At 61.2% G+C, this 16012-nt stretch carries 17 protein-coding genes; 5 read left to right on the top strand and 12 right to left on the bottom strand.

The features are described from left to right. Nucleotides 1–102: 102 nt before the first annotated feature. The 8 genes from QMX86_RS23435 to QMX86_RS23470 form a co-directional block, all read right to left on the bottom strand. Nucleotides 103–867: an ATP-binding cassette domain-containing protein gene (locus tag QMX86_RS23435; RefSeq protein WP_056783337.1), complete on the bottom strand. Its 765-nt coding sequence runs from the start codon at nt 865–867 to the stop codon at nt 103–105. Between the two features lie 12 nt (nt 868–879). Further along, nucleotides 880–1998, bottom strand: coding sequence for a succinylglutamate desuccinylase/aspartoacylase family protein (locus QMX86_RS23440; RefSeq protein WP_282386747.1), 1119 nt, complete (start codon nt 1996–1998; stop codon nt 880–882). A 27-nt stretch (nt 1999–2025) separates the two neighbouring features. Continuing rightward, nucleotides 2026–2736, bottom strand: a complete 711-nt coding sequence (locus QMX86_RS23445; RefSeq protein ID WP_041478064.1) for an ABC transporter permease — start codon at nt 2734–2736, stop codon at nt 2026–2028. Then, entirely contained in the window at nt 2733–3461 is a 729-nt protein-coding gene (locus tag QMX86_RS23450; RefSeq protein WP_016771383.1) for an ABC transporter permease, read from the bottom strand. The genes QMX86_RS23445 and QMX86_RS23450 overlap by 4 nt, the downstream gene beginning before the upstream one ends. 56 nt (nt 3462–3517) lie before the next feature. Continuing rightward, nucleotides 3518–4300, bottom strand: coding sequence for a transporter substrate-binding domain-containing protein (locus QMX86_RS23455; protein WP_071174589.1), 783 nt, complete (start codon nt 4298–4300; stop codon nt 3518–3520). 372 nt (nt 4301–4672) lie between these two features. After that, nucleotides 4673–6361, bottom strand: a complete 1689-nt coding sequence (locus tag QMX86_RS23460; protein WP_110645938.1) for an ATP-dependent DNA ligase — start codon at nt 6359–6361, stop codon at nt 4673–4675. Further along, the gene (locus tag QMX86_RS23465; RefSeq protein ID WP_071174591.1) at nt 6358–7392 is read right to left on the bottom strand and encodes a ligase-associated DNA damage response exonuclease; all 1035 of its coding nucleotides are present in this window, start codon (nt 7390–7392) and stop codon (nt 6358–6360) included. Before QMX86_RS23465 ends, QMX86_RS23460 begins: the two co-directional genes overlap by 4 nt. Before the next feature lie 302 nt (nt 7393–7694). Next, on the bottom strand, nt 7695–10145 hold the full coding sequence (locus tag QMX86_RS23470) for a penicillin acylase family protein (protein ID WP_273528776.1): 2451 nt from the start codon (nt 10143–10145) through the stop codon (nt 7695–7697). Nucleotides 10146–10346: 201 nt separating this feature from the next. Here QMX86_RS23470 and QMX86_RS23475 point away from each other — a divergent pair, with 201 nt between their 5' ends. Beyond that, nucleotides 10347–10904: a cysteine hydrolase family protein gene (locus QMX86_RS23475; RefSeq protein ID WP_243241838.1), complete on the top strand. Its 558-nt coding sequence runs from the start codon at nt 10347–10349 to the stop codon at nt 10902–10904. A gap of 255 nt (nt 10905–11159) precedes the next feature. On the opposite strand, the gene QMX86_RS23480 is transcribed toward QMX86_RS23475, so the two are convergent. The 4 genes from QMX86_RS23480 to QMX86_RS23495 form a co-directional block, all read right to left on the bottom strand. Next, nucleotides 11160–11363 (bottom strand): SEC-C metal-binding domain-containing protein, encoded by a 204-nt coding sequence (locus QMX86_RS23480; RefSeq protein WP_003198420.1) that lies wholly within the window; start codon nt 11361–11363, stop codon nt 11160–11162. A 5-nt stretch (nt 11364–11368) separates the two neighbouring features. Continuing rightward, nucleotides 11369–11854, bottom strand: coding sequence for an LEA type 2 family protein (locus tag QMX86_RS23485; RefSeq protein ID WP_024011906.1), 486 nt, complete (start codon nt 11852–11854; stop codon nt 11369–11371). A gap of 116 nt (nt 11855–11970) precedes the next feature. Beyond that, entirely contained in the window at nt 11971–12447 is a 477-nt protein-coding gene (locus QMX86_RS23490) for a YchJ family protein (RefSeq protein ID WP_071174594.1), read from the bottom strand. A gap of 4 nt (nt 12448–12451) precedes the next feature. After that, complete coding sequence (locus QMX86_RS23495; RefSeq protein WP_130911271.1) at nt 12452–12949, bottom strand: DUF6231 family protein; 498 nt, start codon at nt 12947–12949, stop codon at nt 12452–12454. Between the two features lie 199 nt (nt 12950–13148). Between QMX86_RS23495 and QMX86_RS23500 the strand changes: the two genes are divergently transcribed. From QMX86_RS23500 to QMX86_RS23515, 4 genes are all read left to right on the top strand, one after another. Further along, nucleotides 13149–13844 (top strand): OmpA family protein, encoded by a 696-nt coding sequence (locus QMX86_RS23500; protein ID WP_016770616.1) that lies wholly within the window; start codon nt 13149–13151, stop codon nt 13842–13844. Between the two features lie 90 nt (nt 13845–13934). Beyond that, entirely contained in the window at nt 13935–14657 is a 723-nt protein-coding gene (locus tag QMX86_RS23505; RefSeq protein WP_071174596.1) for an OmpA family protein, read from the top strand. A 160-nt stretch (nt 14658–14817) separates the two neighbouring features. Beyond that, entirely contained in the window at nt 14818–15099 is a 282-nt protein-coding gene (locus tag QMX86_RS23510; RefSeq protein WP_071174597.1) for a DUF1145 domain-containing protein, read from the top strand. Beyond that, nucleotides 15092–15850, top strand: coding sequence for a collagen-like protein (locus tag QMX86_RS23515; protein ID WP_130929490.1), 759 nt, complete (start codon nt 15092–15094; stop codon nt 15848–15850). Before QMX86_RS23510 ends, QMX86_RS23515 begins: the two co-directional genes overlap by 8 nt. Nucleotides 15851–16012: the final 162 nt, after the last annotated feature.

Consider the following 16012-nt stretch of genomic DNA (forward strand, 5'->3'; position numbering starts at 1 on the left):
AGCGAGCCTGCTCGCGAATGCGATGTCACATTCAACATTGATGTCGACTGATAAACCGCTTTCGCGAGCAGGCTCGCTCCCACACAGGGTTGGGTGCCAACCTTATTTAAGATTGCCGCTGAGGAACTGCTTCAGGCGTTCACTCTTGGGGTTGCCCAGCACCTCTTCCGGCGCACCTTCTTCTTCCACCAGACCCTGATGCAGAAACAGCACCTGATTCGACACCTTGCGCGCAAAACTCATTTCGTGGGTGACCATGATCATCGTCCGGCCTTCCTCAGCCAGACCCTGAATCACTTTCAGCACTTCGCCGACCAGTTCCGGGTCGAGTGCCGAGGTCGGTTCGTCGAACAGCATCACTTCCGGTTCCATCGCCAGTGCCCGGGCGATCGCCACGCGCTGTTGCTGACCGCCGGACAGAAACGCCGGGTATTGATCGGCGACCCGCGCCGGCAAGCCGACTTTGTCCAGATAACGACGGGCGCGATCCTCGGCTTCCTGTTTGCTGCAACCGAGCACCCGGCGCGGGGCCATGGTGATGTTTTCCAGCACGGTCATGTGGCTCCACAGGTTGAAATGCTGGAACACCATCGCCAGCCGCGTGCGCAGGCGTTGCAGTTCATCGGCGTCGGCAACGTGCATGCCGTGGCGGTCGGTGACCATGCGGATCGCCTGGCCATCAAGGCTCATGGCGCCGTCATTGGGTTGTTCAAGGAAATTGATGCAGCGCAAAAAGGTGCTTTTGCCCGAGCCGCTGGCGCCGATCAGGCTGATCACGTCGCCGGTTTTGGCCTTGAGCGAAACGCCTTTGAGCACCTGATGATCGCCATAGCTTTTGTGCAGGCCTTCAACGGTCAGTTTGTACATGGACGAGCATCCTCAAGGCGAAAGTAGGTAGCCGCTGCGATAGGCTTCGGCGCCCGCGACGTGGGCGATGACCATGCCGGCAGTGGCCATGCGCCGCAGCGAGCGCGCATACAGCAGGCCGGCGGCGGTGCAATGAATGGGGGTGACCTTGTCATGGATCGGGTCGATGATTTCGGCGATCTGCTGGCCGGCCTCCAGGTATTGGCCGGGCGTGGCGCAGTACACCAGCAGGCCGCCGACTGGCGTGGTCACCGGTTCGACCCCGGCCAGTGGCGTGGCCGGGTACGGCAGTGGCGGTTGCGGCTTGGTCTCGCCGACGATGGCATCGAACTGGATCAGATAGTCGATCAGCGCCTGACAATCGCGGCTGGCCAGCGGGTGATTGACGTCGCCCTGGCCGCGCAATTCGACGGTCACCGAGAAGCTGCCCAGCGGAATCTCGAACTGCTCGCCGAAGCGCTCGCGCAGTTGCCACCAGAGCAGGGTGAAGCATTCGTCGAACGACTGCCCGCCGGAATCGGTAGCAAGCAGGCTAGCCTGCGCTTCCATGTAGCGCGCCAAGGGCTCGACCTGTGGCCACGCCTCGGGCGTGGTGTACAGGTGCACTACCGACTCGAAGTCGCAGTGCAAGTCCAGCACCATGTCGGCATCGCAGGCCAGGCGTTGCAGGGTCAAACGCTGGGATTGCAGTTGTGTGGCCGGCGTCTGGCGGGCGAGGGCGTCGCGCAGGCTGGCACGGATCAGTTCGAGGTTGTGCTGCGCATCGTCGTCCAACTGGCCTTCGATGGCGTTGCCGATTTCTTCGCTGAGGTCGACGAACCAGCGATTGAAGTTCTGCCCACTCTCCAGGTCGTAACGGCCCAGCGGCACGTCCATCAGCACTTGTTCGAGGCCGACCGGGTTGGCCACCGGCACGAGGACGATTTCGCTGCGCAGGCGGCCGGCAGCTTCCAGCTCGGCCAGACGCTGCTTCAGGTGCCAGGCGACCAGCATGCCCGGCAGCTCGTCGGCATGCAGCGAGGCCTGAATGTACACCTTGCCCTTGGCCTGCTGTGGGCCGAAGTGGAAACTGTGAATCTGCCGTGCGGTCCCCGGCAGCGGGGCCAGCAAGTCATGAATCTGGTGGCGCATTGTTATCTCTTTATTTTCAAACCGGTGCTAGTGAGTCGGCCCGAGGAAGGCCAGCCAGCGGCGTTCGGCAAGGCGGAACAGACCGACCAGCGCAAAAGTAATGGTCAGGTAGATCAGCGCGGCGATGCCGAATGACTGGAAGGTCAGGAAGGTCGCCGAGTTGGCATCCCGCGCGACTTTCAGGATATCGGGAATGGTCGCGGTGAACGCCACGGTCGTCGAGTGCAGCATCAGGATCACTTCGTTGCTGTAGTAAGGCAACGAGCGGCGCAATGCCGACGGCATGATCACGTAGGCGTACAACTTCCAGCCGGTCAGGCCATAAGCCTTGGCCGCTTCGACTTCGCCGTGGTTCATGCTGCGAATCGCCCCGGCAAAAATCTCCGTGGTGTACGCACAGGTATTGAGCGCGAAAGCGAGGATCGTGCAGTTCATCGCGTCGCGAAAGAAACTGTCGAGGATCGGCTGTTCGCGCACGGCGGCGAGGCTGTAGATGCCGGTGTAGCAGATCAGCAACTGGATATACAGCGGCGTGCCACGGAACAGGTAGGTGTAGAACTGCACCGGCCAGCGAACGTAGAAGTGCGGCGAGACGCGGGCAATCGACAACGGAATCGAGACGATGAAGCCGATGCAGATCGAGGCGGTCAGCAGCCACATCGTCATTGCCAGTCCGGTGATGTTCTGGCCGTCGGTATAAAGGAAGGCGCGCCAATATTCCTGGAGAAGTTCGATCATCGTACGGCCTCCCGGGCACCGGCGGCGTAGCGGCGTTCGAGCCAGCGCAGGATGAAGTTCGAAGCACTGGTGATCAGCAGATAAATCAAGGCGGCGAGGACCAGAAAGTAGAACAGTTGATAGGTACTTTTACCGGCGTCCTGCGCTGCCTTGACCAGATCGGCGAGGCCAATGATCGACACCAGCGCGGTGGCCTTGAGCATGACCATCCAGTTGTTGCCGATGCCCGGCAGGGCGAAGCGCATCATTTGCGGAAACACCACGAAGCGAAAACGCTGGCCACGTTTGAGGCCGTACGCGGTGGCGGCTTCGACCTGACCACGCGGCACCGCGAGGATCGCGCCACGGAAGGTCTCGGTGAAATACGCGCCATAAATGAAGCCCAGCGTCAGCACGCCGGCGCTGAACGGGTCGATTTCGATGTATTCCCATTCCATGTAGTCGGTCAGCGACGTCAGCCAGGTTTGCAGGCTGTAGAAGATCAACAGCATCAGCACCAGATCCGGCACGCCGCGAATCAGCGTGGTGTAGAGCTGCGCGGGCAGGCGCACCAGTTTGACTTTCGAGAGTTTGGCACTGGCGCCGAGCAGGCCGAGCAACACGGCCACCAGCAGCGACATCGCCGATAATTTGATGGTCATCCAGGTGCCTTGCAGCAGCAATGGGCCGAAGCCCTGCAGACTGAACGAGGCCAGCCCCAGATTTTGCAGGAGGGTTTCAAACATAAATCAGCAACCTGAGCGGATGGAAAAGGCGCCCATCGAGGATGGGCGCCGGGGCATTATTTGCCGCTGTACAGATTCAGGTCGCCAAAGTGTTTCTTTTGAATCTCGGCGTATTTGCCGTCGTCGTGTAACGCTTTGATACCTTTATCCAAAAGTGCTTTCAGCTCAGTGTTACCTTTCTTGATACCGACAGCGGTTTTGGCTGGCAGCAATTCGCTGTCGACCGGTTGGCTGATTTCATAATCAACGCCTTTTGGCGACTTCAGAAAGCCCAGTTCGGCTTGCAGCATGTCCTGAATACCGGCGTCGAGACGGCCGGAGGTCAGGTCGGAATACACCTGATCCTGGTTCTGATAGGCCTGGGTTTTCACGCCAGCCTTGTCCAGCACGGCTTTGGCGTAGGCTTCCTGGATGGTGCCTTGCTCGTAACCGACGGTTTTGCCCTTGAGCGAAGTGACGTCGGCGGTGATGCCGGAGCCTTTCTTGAACACGTAAGCGGTCGGGCCGGAAAACAGTTCGCTGGAGAAGTCGATGACCTTCTCGCGCGCCGGGGTCACGGTCATCGACGAGATCACGCCGTCGAACTTGTTGGCCTTGAGGCCCGGAATCATGCCGTCGAAATCGCTTTCGACCCATTTGCACTTGACCTTCAGTTCGGCGCAGATCGCGTTGCCCAGATCGATATCGAACCCGACCAGGCTGCCATCGGCCGCTTTCGACTCGAACGGTGCGTACGAAGGGTCAACGCCAAAGCGCAGCTCTTTGTATTCCTTGGCCAGCGCGGAGCCGGCGGCCATGCACAACGCCAGTGCAGAAAGGGTCAGCAATGCTTTTTTCATTATTCAATCCCTAAGAACCAATATGAGCGCTTGTGGCGCAGAATTATTGTTACTGCAACGCTTACGACCTATAGAAAGTAGCAATTTCCGAACCAGAGTGCCGAACAGGTGTTTTAAAAGGTCGAGTGCAGAGAGGCAAGGGTAGTTGAATGCCCGGAAACGGGCATTGCTGTTTGCATGCACTGTTTCGGTTCAAGCGCGTGGCTGAGAGCAGGTAAAACTGTGGCAAGGGATTTGTCCCTGATGACTGATCGTTCCCACGCTCCTGCGTGGGAATGCATCAACGGACGCTCCGCGTTCGGCTCTGGGGGGACGCAGAGCGTCCCGTGCTGCATTCCCACGCAGAGCGTGGGAACGATCAGTGAAAAGGGGTTAGGCCAACAGATCCTGAAGGGTAGCGAGGCTGTCGGCTTCTTCGACGGTCTTGTCCTTGCGCCAGCGCAGCATGCGCGGGAAGCGTACGGCGATGCCGCTCTTGTGTCGGCGCGACAGGGCGATGCCTTCGAAGCCCAGTTCGAACACCAGGCTCGGTTTCACGCTGCTCACCGGGCCGAATTTTTCCACCGTGGTTTTGCGCACGATGCTGTCGACCTGGCGCATCTCTTCGTCGGTCAGCCCCGAATACGCCTTGGCGAACGGTACCAGCGAGCGCTGGCTGGATTCCGGCGGACCGTCCCACACGGCGAAGGTGTAATCGCTGTACAGACTGGCGCGACGGCCGTGTCCACGCTGGGCATAAATCAGCACCGCGTCGACGCTGAACGGGTCGACCTTCCACTTCCACCACACGCCCATGTCCTTGGTCCGGCCGACGCCATACAGCGAATCGCGGGCCTTGAGCATCATGCCCTCGACGCCGAGTTTGCGTGACGCTTCGCGCTGGCGGCCAAGGTCGAACCAGTCCTCGCCGGTCAATACCGGGGAGGGCAGCAGTACCGGGCTGTTGCAGCGCGCGATCACCTCTTCGAGTTGCGCCCGTCGCTTGACCTGCGGCTGGTTGCGCCAGTCTTCGCCCTGCCATTCCAGCAGGTCGTAGGCCAGCACCACCACCGGCACTTCTTCGAGAATCTTCTTGTCGAGCGTCTTGCGACCGATGCGTTGTTGCAGCAGGGCGAACGGTTGCACGGCCGGCGGCTCATCGGAATGCGGATCGAAGGCATCTTCAGTAGTCGGATGGGTACTCTTCCACACGACGATTTCGCCGTCGATCACTGTCCCGTCGGGCAAGCCGTGGACCAGCACATCGAATTCAGGGAAGCGCTCGGTCACCAGTTCCTCGCCGCGCGACCACACCCACAGCTTGCCGTCGCGCTTGACCACTTGCGCGCGGATACCATCCCACTTCCATTCCACCTGCCAATCGCTGGCCGGGCCGAGCAGGGCTTCAAATTCCTCGACCGGTTGCGACAACGCGTGGGCAAGAAAGAACGGGTAGGGCTGGCCGCCGCGCTGGGCATGTTCGTCGGCGGACTCCGGGGCGATGAGTTTCAGGTAACTCGCGGCGTTGGGCCGATTCGACAGATCGGTGTAACCGACCAGACGCTGAGCCACGCGTTTGCTGTCGAGCCCGGCCATTGAGGCGAGGGCGCGGGTGACCAGCAACTTCGACACGCCAACGCGGAAACTGCCGGTGATCAGCTTGATGCACAGCATCAGGCTCGGCCGGTCCAGTTGCGCCCACAACATCGGCAGCTGCCGCGCCAGATATTCCGGGGTTTCACCGCGAAGTGGCAGCAGCTTGTCTTCGATCCATTCGGCAAGACCGGCCTCGGAACTGTGGGGATTTTCCGGCAGCACCAGAGAAATGGTCTCGGCCAGATCGCCGACGGCTTGGTAGCTTTCTTCGAACAGCCATGGCTCCAGTCCCGAAACTGCGACCGCCAGCTCACGGAGGATGCGCACCGGTACCAGTTGCCGAGGCCGACCCCCGGAGAGGAAATACACCGCCCATGCGGCATCTTCCGGCGCGGCCTGCGCGAAGTAAGCCTGCATCGCCGCCAGCTTGGCGTTGCTCGACGTGGTGGCGTCGAGTTCGGCATATAACTCGGCGAAAGCTTTCATGGGGAAGTCTCGGCAACGGTGGGTTCGCTGGCGATGTTGTCGTCTTCGTCATCGCCGTATTCGGTGGTGAAGCCTTGTGCATCGAGGCCCTGTTCGCGCAGATGACGTACGAGCACGCCGATCGAGCCGTGGGTGACCATCACCCGTTCCGCGCCGGTCTGGTTGATCGCCCACAGCAGGCCGGGCCAATCGGCGTGATCGGAAAGGACGAAACCGCGATCGACGCCGCGCCGCCGCCGGGTCCCGCGCAGGCGCATCCAGCCGCTGGCAAAGGCATCGCTGAACTCGCCGAAACGACGCATCCAGGTACTGCCGCCTGCTGACGGCGGAGCAATGACCAGCGCCTGGCGCATGATCGGGTCGCTTTTTTTTACGTCGCCCGCATAGATCGTCGGCGGCAGGTACACGCCGGCATCGCGGTAGACGCGGTTCAGCGGTTCGACCGCGCCATGGCTGAGGATCGGCCCCAGGGTCTCGTCGATCCCGTGGAGAATCCGCTGCGCCTTGCCGAAGGAATAGCAGAACAGCACGCTGGCCTTGCCGGCGGCGATATTGGCCGCCCACCACTGATTGATCTCGGCGAAGATCTGCGCCTGCGGCTGCCAGCGATAGATCGGCAGGCCGAAGGTCGATTCGGTGATGAAGGTGTGGCAGCGCACCGGTTCGAATGGGGTGCAGGTGCCATCCGGCTCGACCTTGTAATCGCCCGATGCGACCCAGACTTCGCCGCCGTATTCCAGGCGCACCTGCGCCGAACCGAGGACATGCCCGGCGGGGTGAAAGCTCAGGGTCACGCCGTGGTGGGTCAGGCGCTGGCCGTAGTCGAGTGTTTGCAACTGGATGTCCTGACCCAGACGCGCGCGCAGAATCCCGGCGCTGGCGCTGCTCGACAGGTAGTGCTGATTACCGGTGCGCGCGTGATCGCCATGGGCATGGGTGATCACCGAACGCTCGACCGGCCGCCACGGATCGATATAGAAATCTCCGGCGGGGCAGTAGAGACCTTCAGGTCGGGCAATAACAAGATCCATGTCGTGACCGGAATGGGGGGCTTGTTAACTATGAGGCGGGCGTGAAGCTGGAAGTTCGATCGGCTTTAAAGCGCTACCCTCACCCCAGCCCTCTCCCAGAGGGAGAGGGGGCCGACCGAGGTGTCCGGTGAGGTACATCGACCTGGGGGACCGAGTTGAATATGGATCCGGCACAGCCTTGAGCCTGATCCAATATTGGATTCACCGTCTCTCTTTCAGGTCGGCGCAAGACCCAAGCATCCCCCAATCAGTCCCCTCTCCCTCCGGGAGAGGGCTAGGGTGAGGGGCTGTTGATCTTTGCTCTATTTCCCGGGGGTGAGGGTCAAGCGCGCCTTGCCATACACCCGATCAAAGTTCTGCGGCTGCATCGGCAAGCCGATGTACTGACCTTTCAGCCACGCATCGATCCCGTTCAGGTAATTCGGACTCAGTGGATTGCCCGACTGCCCCGTACCGTTCTGCGCCATCAATGGCTCGCTCTGGCCGAAGTCGACGATAAAGCGCATCGACGGCGCGCGCGTGGTGGCGAAGTCCTGGCCCCAGGCAAACGCCGAGCTGTTCAGCGTGGTGTGATCGCCACCGGCTGCCAGAGGCCCGCGCACAGTCTGACCGTTGCTGTTCTTCCACGCATAGCTGTGCAGTTTGCCCCACTGCCAGGCGCGATGATCGCCGCCCAACTGACTGTCGCCGGCCGTAATCGCCGCAGCGAGGCTGCGGGCGAGAATCACGGATTTGTCTTCCTTCTGCGGCGTGCGCAGATCATCCCAGAACGGACTGTCCTCACGTCCCAAGAGATGATCGGCCTGCGCCGCGTAGGACAGATCGCCATTGGCGACAAAGGCCTTCCACGCCGGGCTCGACTCAGGACCCAGTTCATCGAGGAAGATCTGCTTCATGCTTTCCTGCAGAAACAGTTCGTAGATCGCCGCATCCGCCGAGGTCGGGCTGAGCTTGCCGTCGAACGCCATCAAACGGGTGAAGGCTTCGCGCGCCTTGCTGCGTTCGGCTTCCGGCAGGGCGTCGATCGCCTGTTTCAGCGGTTGTTTCATGCCCGGCGCTTCGAAGACTTTTTTCAGCTTGGCGGCGAAGGTGGTGGTCTGGTCGTACTGCATGGCGATCACGCTGCGGCTGTCGTGCTTGCCGCTGCCAGCCATTTCCGCCAAGCGTTCGCCACGCTCCGGTGCCGCCCAGGATTTCGACAACTGCATGCCGTAGCCGTCGGGAATCACCCGCTGGTTGGCGGTGCCCAGCCAGCCTTGTGCCGGGTCCTGATCGTAGGGGTGCAGCATCGGGTCGGCGTAACCGTCCCAGTCGTAGCGACCGTCCCAGCCCGGCGAGGGCAGCAGGCCTTCGCCTTCGCGACGGTTGGGGAAGCGCCCGGTGACTTGCCAGCCGATATTGCTCGCATCGGCAAAGACCAGATTGAGGGTGATGGCGCGGATTTCGCGGCTGGCGTCCGAGGCGCGCTCGACGTTCTGCGCGCGGGTCAGATCGAAAAAGGCATCCAGGGTTTTGTCGTCGGTGAAGCTTGGCGTCTGCAGGGCGAGGCCGAAACCGCTGCCTTGCGCCGCTGCCTGGGCACTGTTGAGCAGCGCGCCGTGGCGGGTTTCGTACACGGCTTCACGAATCGGCCGCTGGCCTTTGACGAAGTAGGTTTCGTTGCGCACGCCCAGCGGCTGCCATTTGCCGTTGACTTCGTAAGTGAGGCTGCTGCCCTGACGGCGGATTTTCTCGAGGAACAGATCCTGGTTATCGCCGAGCACGCTGGTCATGCTCCACGCCACTTTGCCGTTGAACCCACCGAGCACCATCGGCAGACCGGCAACCGTGACGCCGGCGGCCTGATATTTCGGCGCACGGATCTGCACGAAACTCCACAGCGACGGCGCGGCCAGCGGCCCGTGCGCATCGCTGGCCAGCAGGCTCTTGCCGCTGCGGCTGCGTTGCGGGGCGATCGCCCAGTTGTTCGCAGTCGGCGTGGCGATCAGGTTCAGCGCCGACAGTTGCTGGCTGGCGCTGCTCAGTTCCGTCAGCCCCGGAATCTGCCCGTTGAGCTTGAGGCCTTGCAGTTTGTCGGCTTCAGCCACTGGCAGGTTTTCATCAGGCGCCGACGGGCTCAGCCAGGCGAGTTTGTCAGTGGTCACGGTTTGCGCGAGCACCAGCGACTGGATTTCCTCCGGCAGGTTGGCCGACTGGCTGAAATTCAGCAGGGCGAAAATCAGCGCGGAATCTTCCGGTTTCCAGTATTCCGGCTTGTAACCGCTGGCGGCGAGATCGCCCGGCAACTTGTCGGCGTAGCGGAACAGATAAGCGTTGACGCCTCGTGCGTAGACTTCGAAAAAGCGCTTGAGCCGTGGCGACGAGGCCTTGTACAGCTCGCCGGCGCTCTTCTTCAGATTGACCGCGCGCATGTAACGGTCGGCATCGAGCATCGACGCGCCGGACATTTCCGCCAGCCGGCCCTGGGCCAACAGGCGCAGGGTGACCATCTGGTTGATACGGTCGCTGGCGTGGACGTAACCGAGACTGAACAGCGCGTCATGGAAGCTGTTGCTTTCGATCAGCGGCATGCCCATCGCATTGCGCCGCACCGAAACGTTCTGCGCCAGGCCCTTGAGCGGTTGCACGCCGGAGGTCGGTGGCAGGCTGTCCTGGGCGTTCCAGGTCTGGCAACCGGACAGGCCGAGAACACCGGCCACTGCTGCGGCAACGCCGAACCGGGGAAGAAAATGTGTAAGGGCTGGCGAGGCCATGGCGAAGCTCCTGCGGGGGTATAAGGCTGGGGGCGCAATAAAGCCGCTACGTTAGTGACGGCGCGAGGGCCGCGCAAGCGGGGCGAGTGGTTATTTATGCAGTTGTCGGCTGATCGGTCAGAGGCGTGACAGTTGCTTGTGGGAAAGAGCTGATGTTGAACTGCGGAATGAGTCCGGAGACCTGTCAGGAGAAAGATCGCTATGGAGCTTCAAAGCAACGCTGCGCTGATCATCATCGACCAGCAGAAAGGCATTCTGCACCCGCGTCTGGGGCGGCGGAATAATCCTCAGGCCGAAGAGCGAATGCTTGAGTTATTGGCGCTGTGGCGCCTGCGCGGGCGCCCGGTGATTCACGTGCAGCATTTGTCGCACTCGCCTGATTCGGTGTTCTGGCCGGAGCAGTCCGGGGTGGAGTTTCAAGAGCGATTTGTTCCTCGGGACGAGGAATGGCTGATTCAGAAACAGGTGCCGGATGCGTTTTGTGCCAGTGGGCTGGAGGCGCAGTTGCGTGAGGCTGGGATCGGGCAATTGATCATCGTCGGTGTGGCGACCAATAACTCTGTTGAGTCGACGGCGCGCACTGCGGGCAATTTGGGATTCGATACGTTTGTGGCGGAGGATGCGTGCTTTACCTTCGACAAGGCCGATTATTTCGGCACACCGCGTACCGCTGAAGAGGTGCACGGGATGTCGCTGGGCAATCTGCATGGGGAGTATGCGACGGTGGTCAGTAGTATGCAGTTGTTGGCGGCAGGCTGAAGTTTTTTGGTGAATGGACCGGCGCCTTCGCGAGCAGGCTCGCTCCCACAGTGACCATATTTCTTCAGATGAAACGCGATCCCTGTGGGAGCGAGCCTGCTCGCGAAAGCGGTGTGTCAGGCGCCAACAATGTTGGAGGTGCCGGCCCCATCGCGAGCAGGCTCACTCCTACAGGAGATCGGTACGCGGTCACTGTGGGAGCGAGCTTGCTCGCGAAGGCGGTAGGTCAGGCGAAGAAGACCTTCGCCAGTGACATCAAGCGCCGTGGCACTTCTTGAATTTCTTGCCGTTGCCGCATGGGCAAGGGTCGTTGCGGCCGACGTCTTTCAGGGCGTTTCGTACCGGTTCCTGGTGGGCGTGGCCGCAGTTCGGGCCGTGGACATGGCCATGGTCGTGATCGTGATGGTGGTCATGATCGTGGTTGCAGTCAGGGCCATGGACATGGGGTTGCTGGGTCATCGAGGTCACTCCGGAGTTAGATCGGCGGGGATTATCACGCCATTGCGCTCAAGGTGCACGTAGTGGGCGATGAATAAACCGGTTTCCATTTCCCCCTGCAATCGATAGGGAATCTGCTGGTTCGGATTTTTCAGCAGTTTCACCACCTGTTTGACCTTCGGCCACAGGTTGGTGCGGATCGGCACTTTGAAGTAAGCGCTGCGCTTGGGCCCCACGGTAAACCAGTGCTCATGCTCGCCTTCGGTGAGCAGCATGTCGGCCAAGTGAATCCGGTATTCGAGGCCGCGCACGGTCAGGTCGCTGTCGTTGGGATTGTCGACGCGAAAGTGCAGGATGAATTTCTGTTCGAGCAGTTTGGCCCGCACCACCTCGACTTTCACCAGATGCACGGCGGGCTCGACGCTGTCGTCGCTGAACCACGAGGCACAGCCGCCGAGGTTTACGATCAGCATCAACAGCAGAAAATGTAGTGTGCGCCGACGACCGAGCATGAAATTGACTCCCTTTGTGCCCAGTCTAGACCTTAAAAGATTTCAGCCTTCGGCTAATCCCGTGTAGGAGCGGCCGAAGGCTCGGGCCGCGATCGGACGATCTTTTGATCTTCAGCTCAAGCGCCGAAATAACCCGAACAACACTTCTTGAACTTCTGCCCGCTGCCACACGGGCAGCCGTCATTGCGCCCCAGCTTCATCTGCACCGTCGGATCGATGAAGTACCAGCGCCCGCCGTTCTGCACGAACGAGGAGCGCTCGCGATGGCTGTGCTCGCCTTGGCTGTCATGCCAGCGCGCGGTGAAGGTGACAAAGGCGTGTTCCGGCTGGCCGCCGAACACTTCCGAGCTTTCAACCTCAAGGCCGAGCCAAGTGCTTTGCGCACTCCAGTCGCTGATCGATTGTCGGTTCAGTCCCGCCTGCTGCGCGGGCAGGGTAGTCGCTACCAGATAGTCGACCAGCCCCAGCACATAAGCGCTGTAGCGCGAACGCATCAAGGCTTCGGCACACGGTGCCGGGTGGCCGTCGTGATAAGGGCCGCAGCAGGCGTCCAGCAGATTGCCGCTGCCGCAAGGGCAAATGGCTGTACTCATTGCATTACCACCAGTATTTCCCGAAGTTTTCCGGATTGGCCCAGAAGCGTGAATTGAGCCAGTCGGGGACTTGTTTGTAGTCAAGCAGATCGTAGGTGAACAGGGTCAGCACCTGCTCGTCGCGCTGGAAACGCTCGCTGGCCTGCAGGGCCAGCGAATAGAAATCGGTTTCCTGCCAGCCACTGGCCGCCAGATCCGCCAGCACCGCGATGCGACTGGCGTTGAGATTGCGGATGCCGCCCAACAGGTTCAGGCCATCGCGTTTGGGCAAATGTTCCAGGCAATCGACTACCAGCGCCAGATCGAAGCGTTGCGCAGCCAATTCGGCGGGCAACGCGCCGGGCGCGGCATGAGCGACTACGGTGTCTGGATGCGCGTCCTTGAAAGCGCTCAAGGCGGGAAATTCGCTGGCGCCAATCAGCAGCAGTCGGGCCGGGGCGTAGCGATCCAGCAAAGCGGCCAACGCCTGTTGCGGCGTGCGCGAAGAAATGGCGACGTTCATCGAAGCTCCTCAGTCAGACCGCCAAGACTAGCCTGCCAGACCGCGTCGGCAAAGCGCCCGGTGGCGGCGGTTTTCGCCAAAAGAGGCAAACCCCTGTGAACACGGTCGCAAACAGCGGTGGCCTATTGCTGGCGGAGATTAAAACTCCGGTCTTTACTCCCTGAATCGGTTTTAAGCCGATCCCTCAGGAGAAAACTAGATGAGCATAGTTCGGACAGCATTACCCTTGGTTCTGCTAACCAGTGTGTTGACTGGTTGTGCAGGTTTGCAGAAAACCGACTGGCCGACCTGTGCGGCGGTCGGCGGTGTGGTCGGTGCCGGTCTCGGCGCGACGGAAAGCGCATCGTGGGCTGGCTACGGTGCACTGATCGTCGGCGGTACGGCAGCGGCTTACTGCTGGGTGCATGGCGATGGCGATGAAGACGGCGATGGCGTGCCGGACAGTCGCGACAAGTGCCCGGGCACGCCAAAAGGCGTGCAGGTCGATGCTGACGGTTGCCCGCCACCGACGCCTGCGCCAGTGGTCGAAGAAGCGGTTGTGGTCAAGGAAGAAACCATCGTCATTCGTGATGTGCATTTCGAGTTCGACAAAGCCACGCTGACCGGCCCTGACAAGCAAGTGCTGGACAAGGTCGCCGATCGCTTGAAACAGGAATCTTCTACCGCGCAACTGACCGTGACCGGTCACACCGACAGTGTCGGCAGCGATGCCTACAACAAGAAACTGTCGGATCGTCGTGCGCACTCGGTGGTGGAATACCTGATCCAGCAGGGCGTGCCACGTGCCAGCTTCGTTTCGGTGTCGGGCCTTGGTGAAAGCCAGCCTGTGGCTGACAACAAGTCGGCTGATGGTCGTGCACAGAACCGTCGCACCGAAATCAAAATCGTCCGCTAGCCCCTCTCGCATCCGCGGCTTGTGCAGTCGCGGATGCGGGTCTTTACTCCTGTGTAACCGGTATGGGCCGGTACACAGGAGCGTTCACAAATGCGTCTTTTCTCAAGGTCCGTCTTGCCGGTGCTGCTGCTTGGCAGCTTGCTCACCGGTTGTGCCACTCACAGCGATGGCACCGCCCCCCTCAATCAACGTACGTGGCCGATCTGCAGCCTGCTTGGCGGTCTGGTCGGCGGCGGTCTTGGCGCCATTGAAAGCGCCGGCTGGGCCGGCGGCGGCGCGGCATTGGGTATCGTCACCGGCGGGCTGATCTGTTACGCCCAGGATGGCGACGAAGACAGCGACGGCGTCTTCGACCGCCGCGACCGCTGCCCCGACACCCCGGAAAACACCGAAGTCGATCACCGTGGCTGCCCGTTGCCGCAATATCCGGTGGCAGTCAAACCGGTCGAACCGGCGCCGCAAACCGAAGTGATCACCTTGAGCGATGCCGGCAACGTTCTGTTCGATTTCGACAAGTCTGATCTGACCCCGGCGGCAAAAGCCCAGCTCGATACCTTGATGGACAAACTGCGCAATGCCGATGTGGTGAGCATCAAAGTCATCGGGCACACCGACAGCAAAGGCTCCGATGCCTATAACCAGGCCTTGTCGGAACGGCGCGCGAGCAGTGTCGCGGCGTATCTGTTGAGTCAGGGCCTGGCGCCGAACAAGCTCACCAGCGAGGGTCGAGGCGAAAGTGAGCCGGTCGCCGATAACGCCACCGATGAAGGCCGCGCGGAAAATCGCCGGGTCGAGCTGCATATCAATCGTTAGGAAAGGTCTGTAGTCCGCCGGCTAGAGCTGCCGGGTCGAAATCATCGGCCCGGCAGCCATTTACCCGGCGTTTGTAGAAATTTCATTTTTCCCTCTGGCTTATCCCCCGCAGAAGCCGGTACTGTGCGTGCAAAGAATAATTCGCAACACGGGGGAGCGTATGAAGGTGTTCTGGGGGCTGGGGCGTTTGCTGACCCTGCTGTTCTGCTGCGTGGTACTGGCCAATCAACTGGTGCCGTTTGTCCATCCGCTGCATCTGCTGGTGAATCTGGCCGGCGCTCTGTTGTTGCTGATTCATCTACTCGAAATACTGCTGTGCAATCGCAGCCTCAAGGGGCGCCCGCACCCTTGGCGTGATCGTGGCCGCATCCTGTTGTTCGGCGTTTTTCACCTGCAAACCATCCCGGCCCCGGCCGCTCCGGAGGCTTCTTCCCATGCGTAAACTCTGCCTGCTCGCTGCATTCATCAGTCCACTGGCCTGCGCCCAGGTGGTCAACGTGCAAAGCAATTCGCTGATGCGCTTGCCCAACACCACCAGCACGCTGCAACTGGAGAAACTGGAAGTCGCCGATTACGGCACCTTGCTGATCCCGTCCAACGTGACTGAATTAAACATCGATGAACTGCGTCTTGGCCATGAAGCACGTATTGCTATCGTTCCGGCTGAACAAGCGCTGGAAGTGAAGGTCAAGCGCGCTGAATTGAGCGAGGGCAGCCAGATCACTGCGCGCGGCGCCCCCGGCACTTATGAGAAAGCAGCCCGGGCCGGGCGCAATCTGAATCTGCAATTTCAGGCCCTGAGCGCGCCGCAACTGACGGTCGATGCCCGTGGCGGCAGGGGCGCGCCGGGTTTCGTCGGCCTCGACGGCGGCAACGGTGAAGATCCGGGCTGCACCTATGGCTCGGCCGGCCACGGCGCCGATGGCAGTGACGGCAGCGATGGCCAGCCAGGCGCGCCGGGTGCGCTGGTGCGACTCGCCGTACCACGGGATTTCCCTGCCGAGCAGATCAAGGTCAACGTGGCTGGCGGTGCCGGTGGCCCGGCGGGTGTTGGCGGCAAGGCGGGCAAGGGTGGCAAGTCCAAGGGCTGCCTGGTGTACCGCGCTGACGGCGGCAAGAACGGCAAGGCCGGCGCGGATGGTCAGCCTGGGCCGGAGGGAGCGGCGGGTTCGGTTACCGTGCAACGCCTCTAAAACTGCGACCCACTCTCTGATCAATAAAATGCTTTGGTGAGTGAAGATCTTTGGTGAGTGAAATTATGTGGCGAGGGGATTTATCCCCGCTGGGTCGCGAAGCGGCCCCGCTCTAAAAATCAAAAGCGGGACTGCTACGCAGCCCAGCGGGGATAAATCCCC

This window comes from Pseudomonas sp. PS01270, from assembly GCF_029959775.1.
Lineage (GTDB): Bacteria > Pseudomonadota > Gammaproteobacteria > Pseudomonadales > Pseudomonadaceae > Aquipseudomonas > Aquipseudomonas atacamensis.

Excerpts from the sequence above, each read along its gene's own strand:
- QMX86_RS23505 (WP_071174596.1), top strand. The coding sequence starts at position 13,935 with ATGCGTCTTTTCTCAAGGTCCGTCTTGCCGGTGCTGCTGCTTGGCAGC.
- QMX86_RS23480 (WP_003198420.1), bottom strand. The coding sequence starts at position 11,363 with ATGACCCAGCAACCCCATGTCCATGGCCCTGACTGCAACCACGATCAT.
- QMX86_RS23440 (WP_282386747.1), bottom strand. The coding sequence starts at position 1,998 with ATGCGCCACCAGATTCATGACTTGCTGGCCCCGCTGCCGGGGACCGCA.
- QMX86_RS23455 (WP_071174589.1), bottom strand. The coding sequence starts at position 4,300 with ATGAAAAAAGCATTGCTGACCCTTTCTGCACTGGCGTTGTGCATGGCC.
- QMX86_RS23515 (WP_130929490.1), top strand. The coding sequence starts at position 15,092 with ATGCGTAAACTCTGCCTGCTCGCTGCATTCATCAGTCCACTGGCCTGC.
- QMX86_RS23465 (WP_071174591.1), bottom strand. The coding sequence starts at position 7,392 with ATGGATCTTGTTATTGCCCGACCTGAAGGTCTCTACTGCCCCGCCGGA.
- QMX86_RS23445 (WP_041478064.1), bottom strand. The coding sequence starts at position 2,736 with ATGATCGAACTTCTCCAGGAATATTGGCGCGCCTTCCTTTATACCGAC.
- QMX86_RS23490 (WP_071174594.1), bottom strand. The coding sequence starts at position 12,447 with ATGAGTACAGCCATTTGCCCTTGCGGCAGCGGCAATCTGCTGGACGCC.
- QMX86_RS23450 (WP_016771383.1), bottom strand. The coding sequence starts at position 3,461 with ATGTTTGAAACCCTCCTGCAAAATCTGGGGCTGGCCTCGTTCAGTCTG.
- QMX86_RS23510 (WP_071174597.1), top strand. The coding sequence starts at position 14,818 with ATGAAGGTGTTCTGGGGGCTGGGGCGTTTGCTGACCCTGCTGTTCTGC.
- QMX86_RS23475 (WP_243241838.1), top strand. The coding sequence starts at position 10,347 with ATGGAGCTTCAAAGCAACGCTGCGCTGATCATCATCGACCAGCAGAAA.
- QMX86_RS23485 (WP_024011906.1), bottom strand. The coding sequence starts at position 11,854 with ATGCTCGGTCGTCGGCGCACACTACATTTTCTGCTGTTGATGCTGATC.
- QMX86_RS23435 (WP_056783337.1), bottom strand. The coding sequence starts at position 867 with ATGTACAAACTGACCGTTGAAGGCCTGCACAAAAGCTATGGCGATCAT.
- QMX86_RS23500 (WP_016770616.1), top strand. The coding sequence starts at position 13,149 with ATGAGCATAGTTCGGACAGCATTACCCTTGGTTCTGCTAACCAGTGTG.
- QMX86_RS23470 (WP_273528776.1), bottom strand. The coding sequence starts at position 10,145 with ATGGCCTCGCCAGCCCTTACACATTTTCTTCCCCGGTTCGGCGTTGCC.
- QMX86_RS23495 (WP_130911271.1), bottom strand. The coding sequence starts at position 12,949 with ATGAACGTCGCCATTTCTTCGCGCACGCCGCAACAGGCGTTGGCCGCT.
- QMX86_RS23460 (WP_110645938.1), bottom strand. The coding sequence starts at position 6,361 with ATGAAAGCTTTCGCCGAGTTATATGCCGAACTCGACGCCACCACGTCG.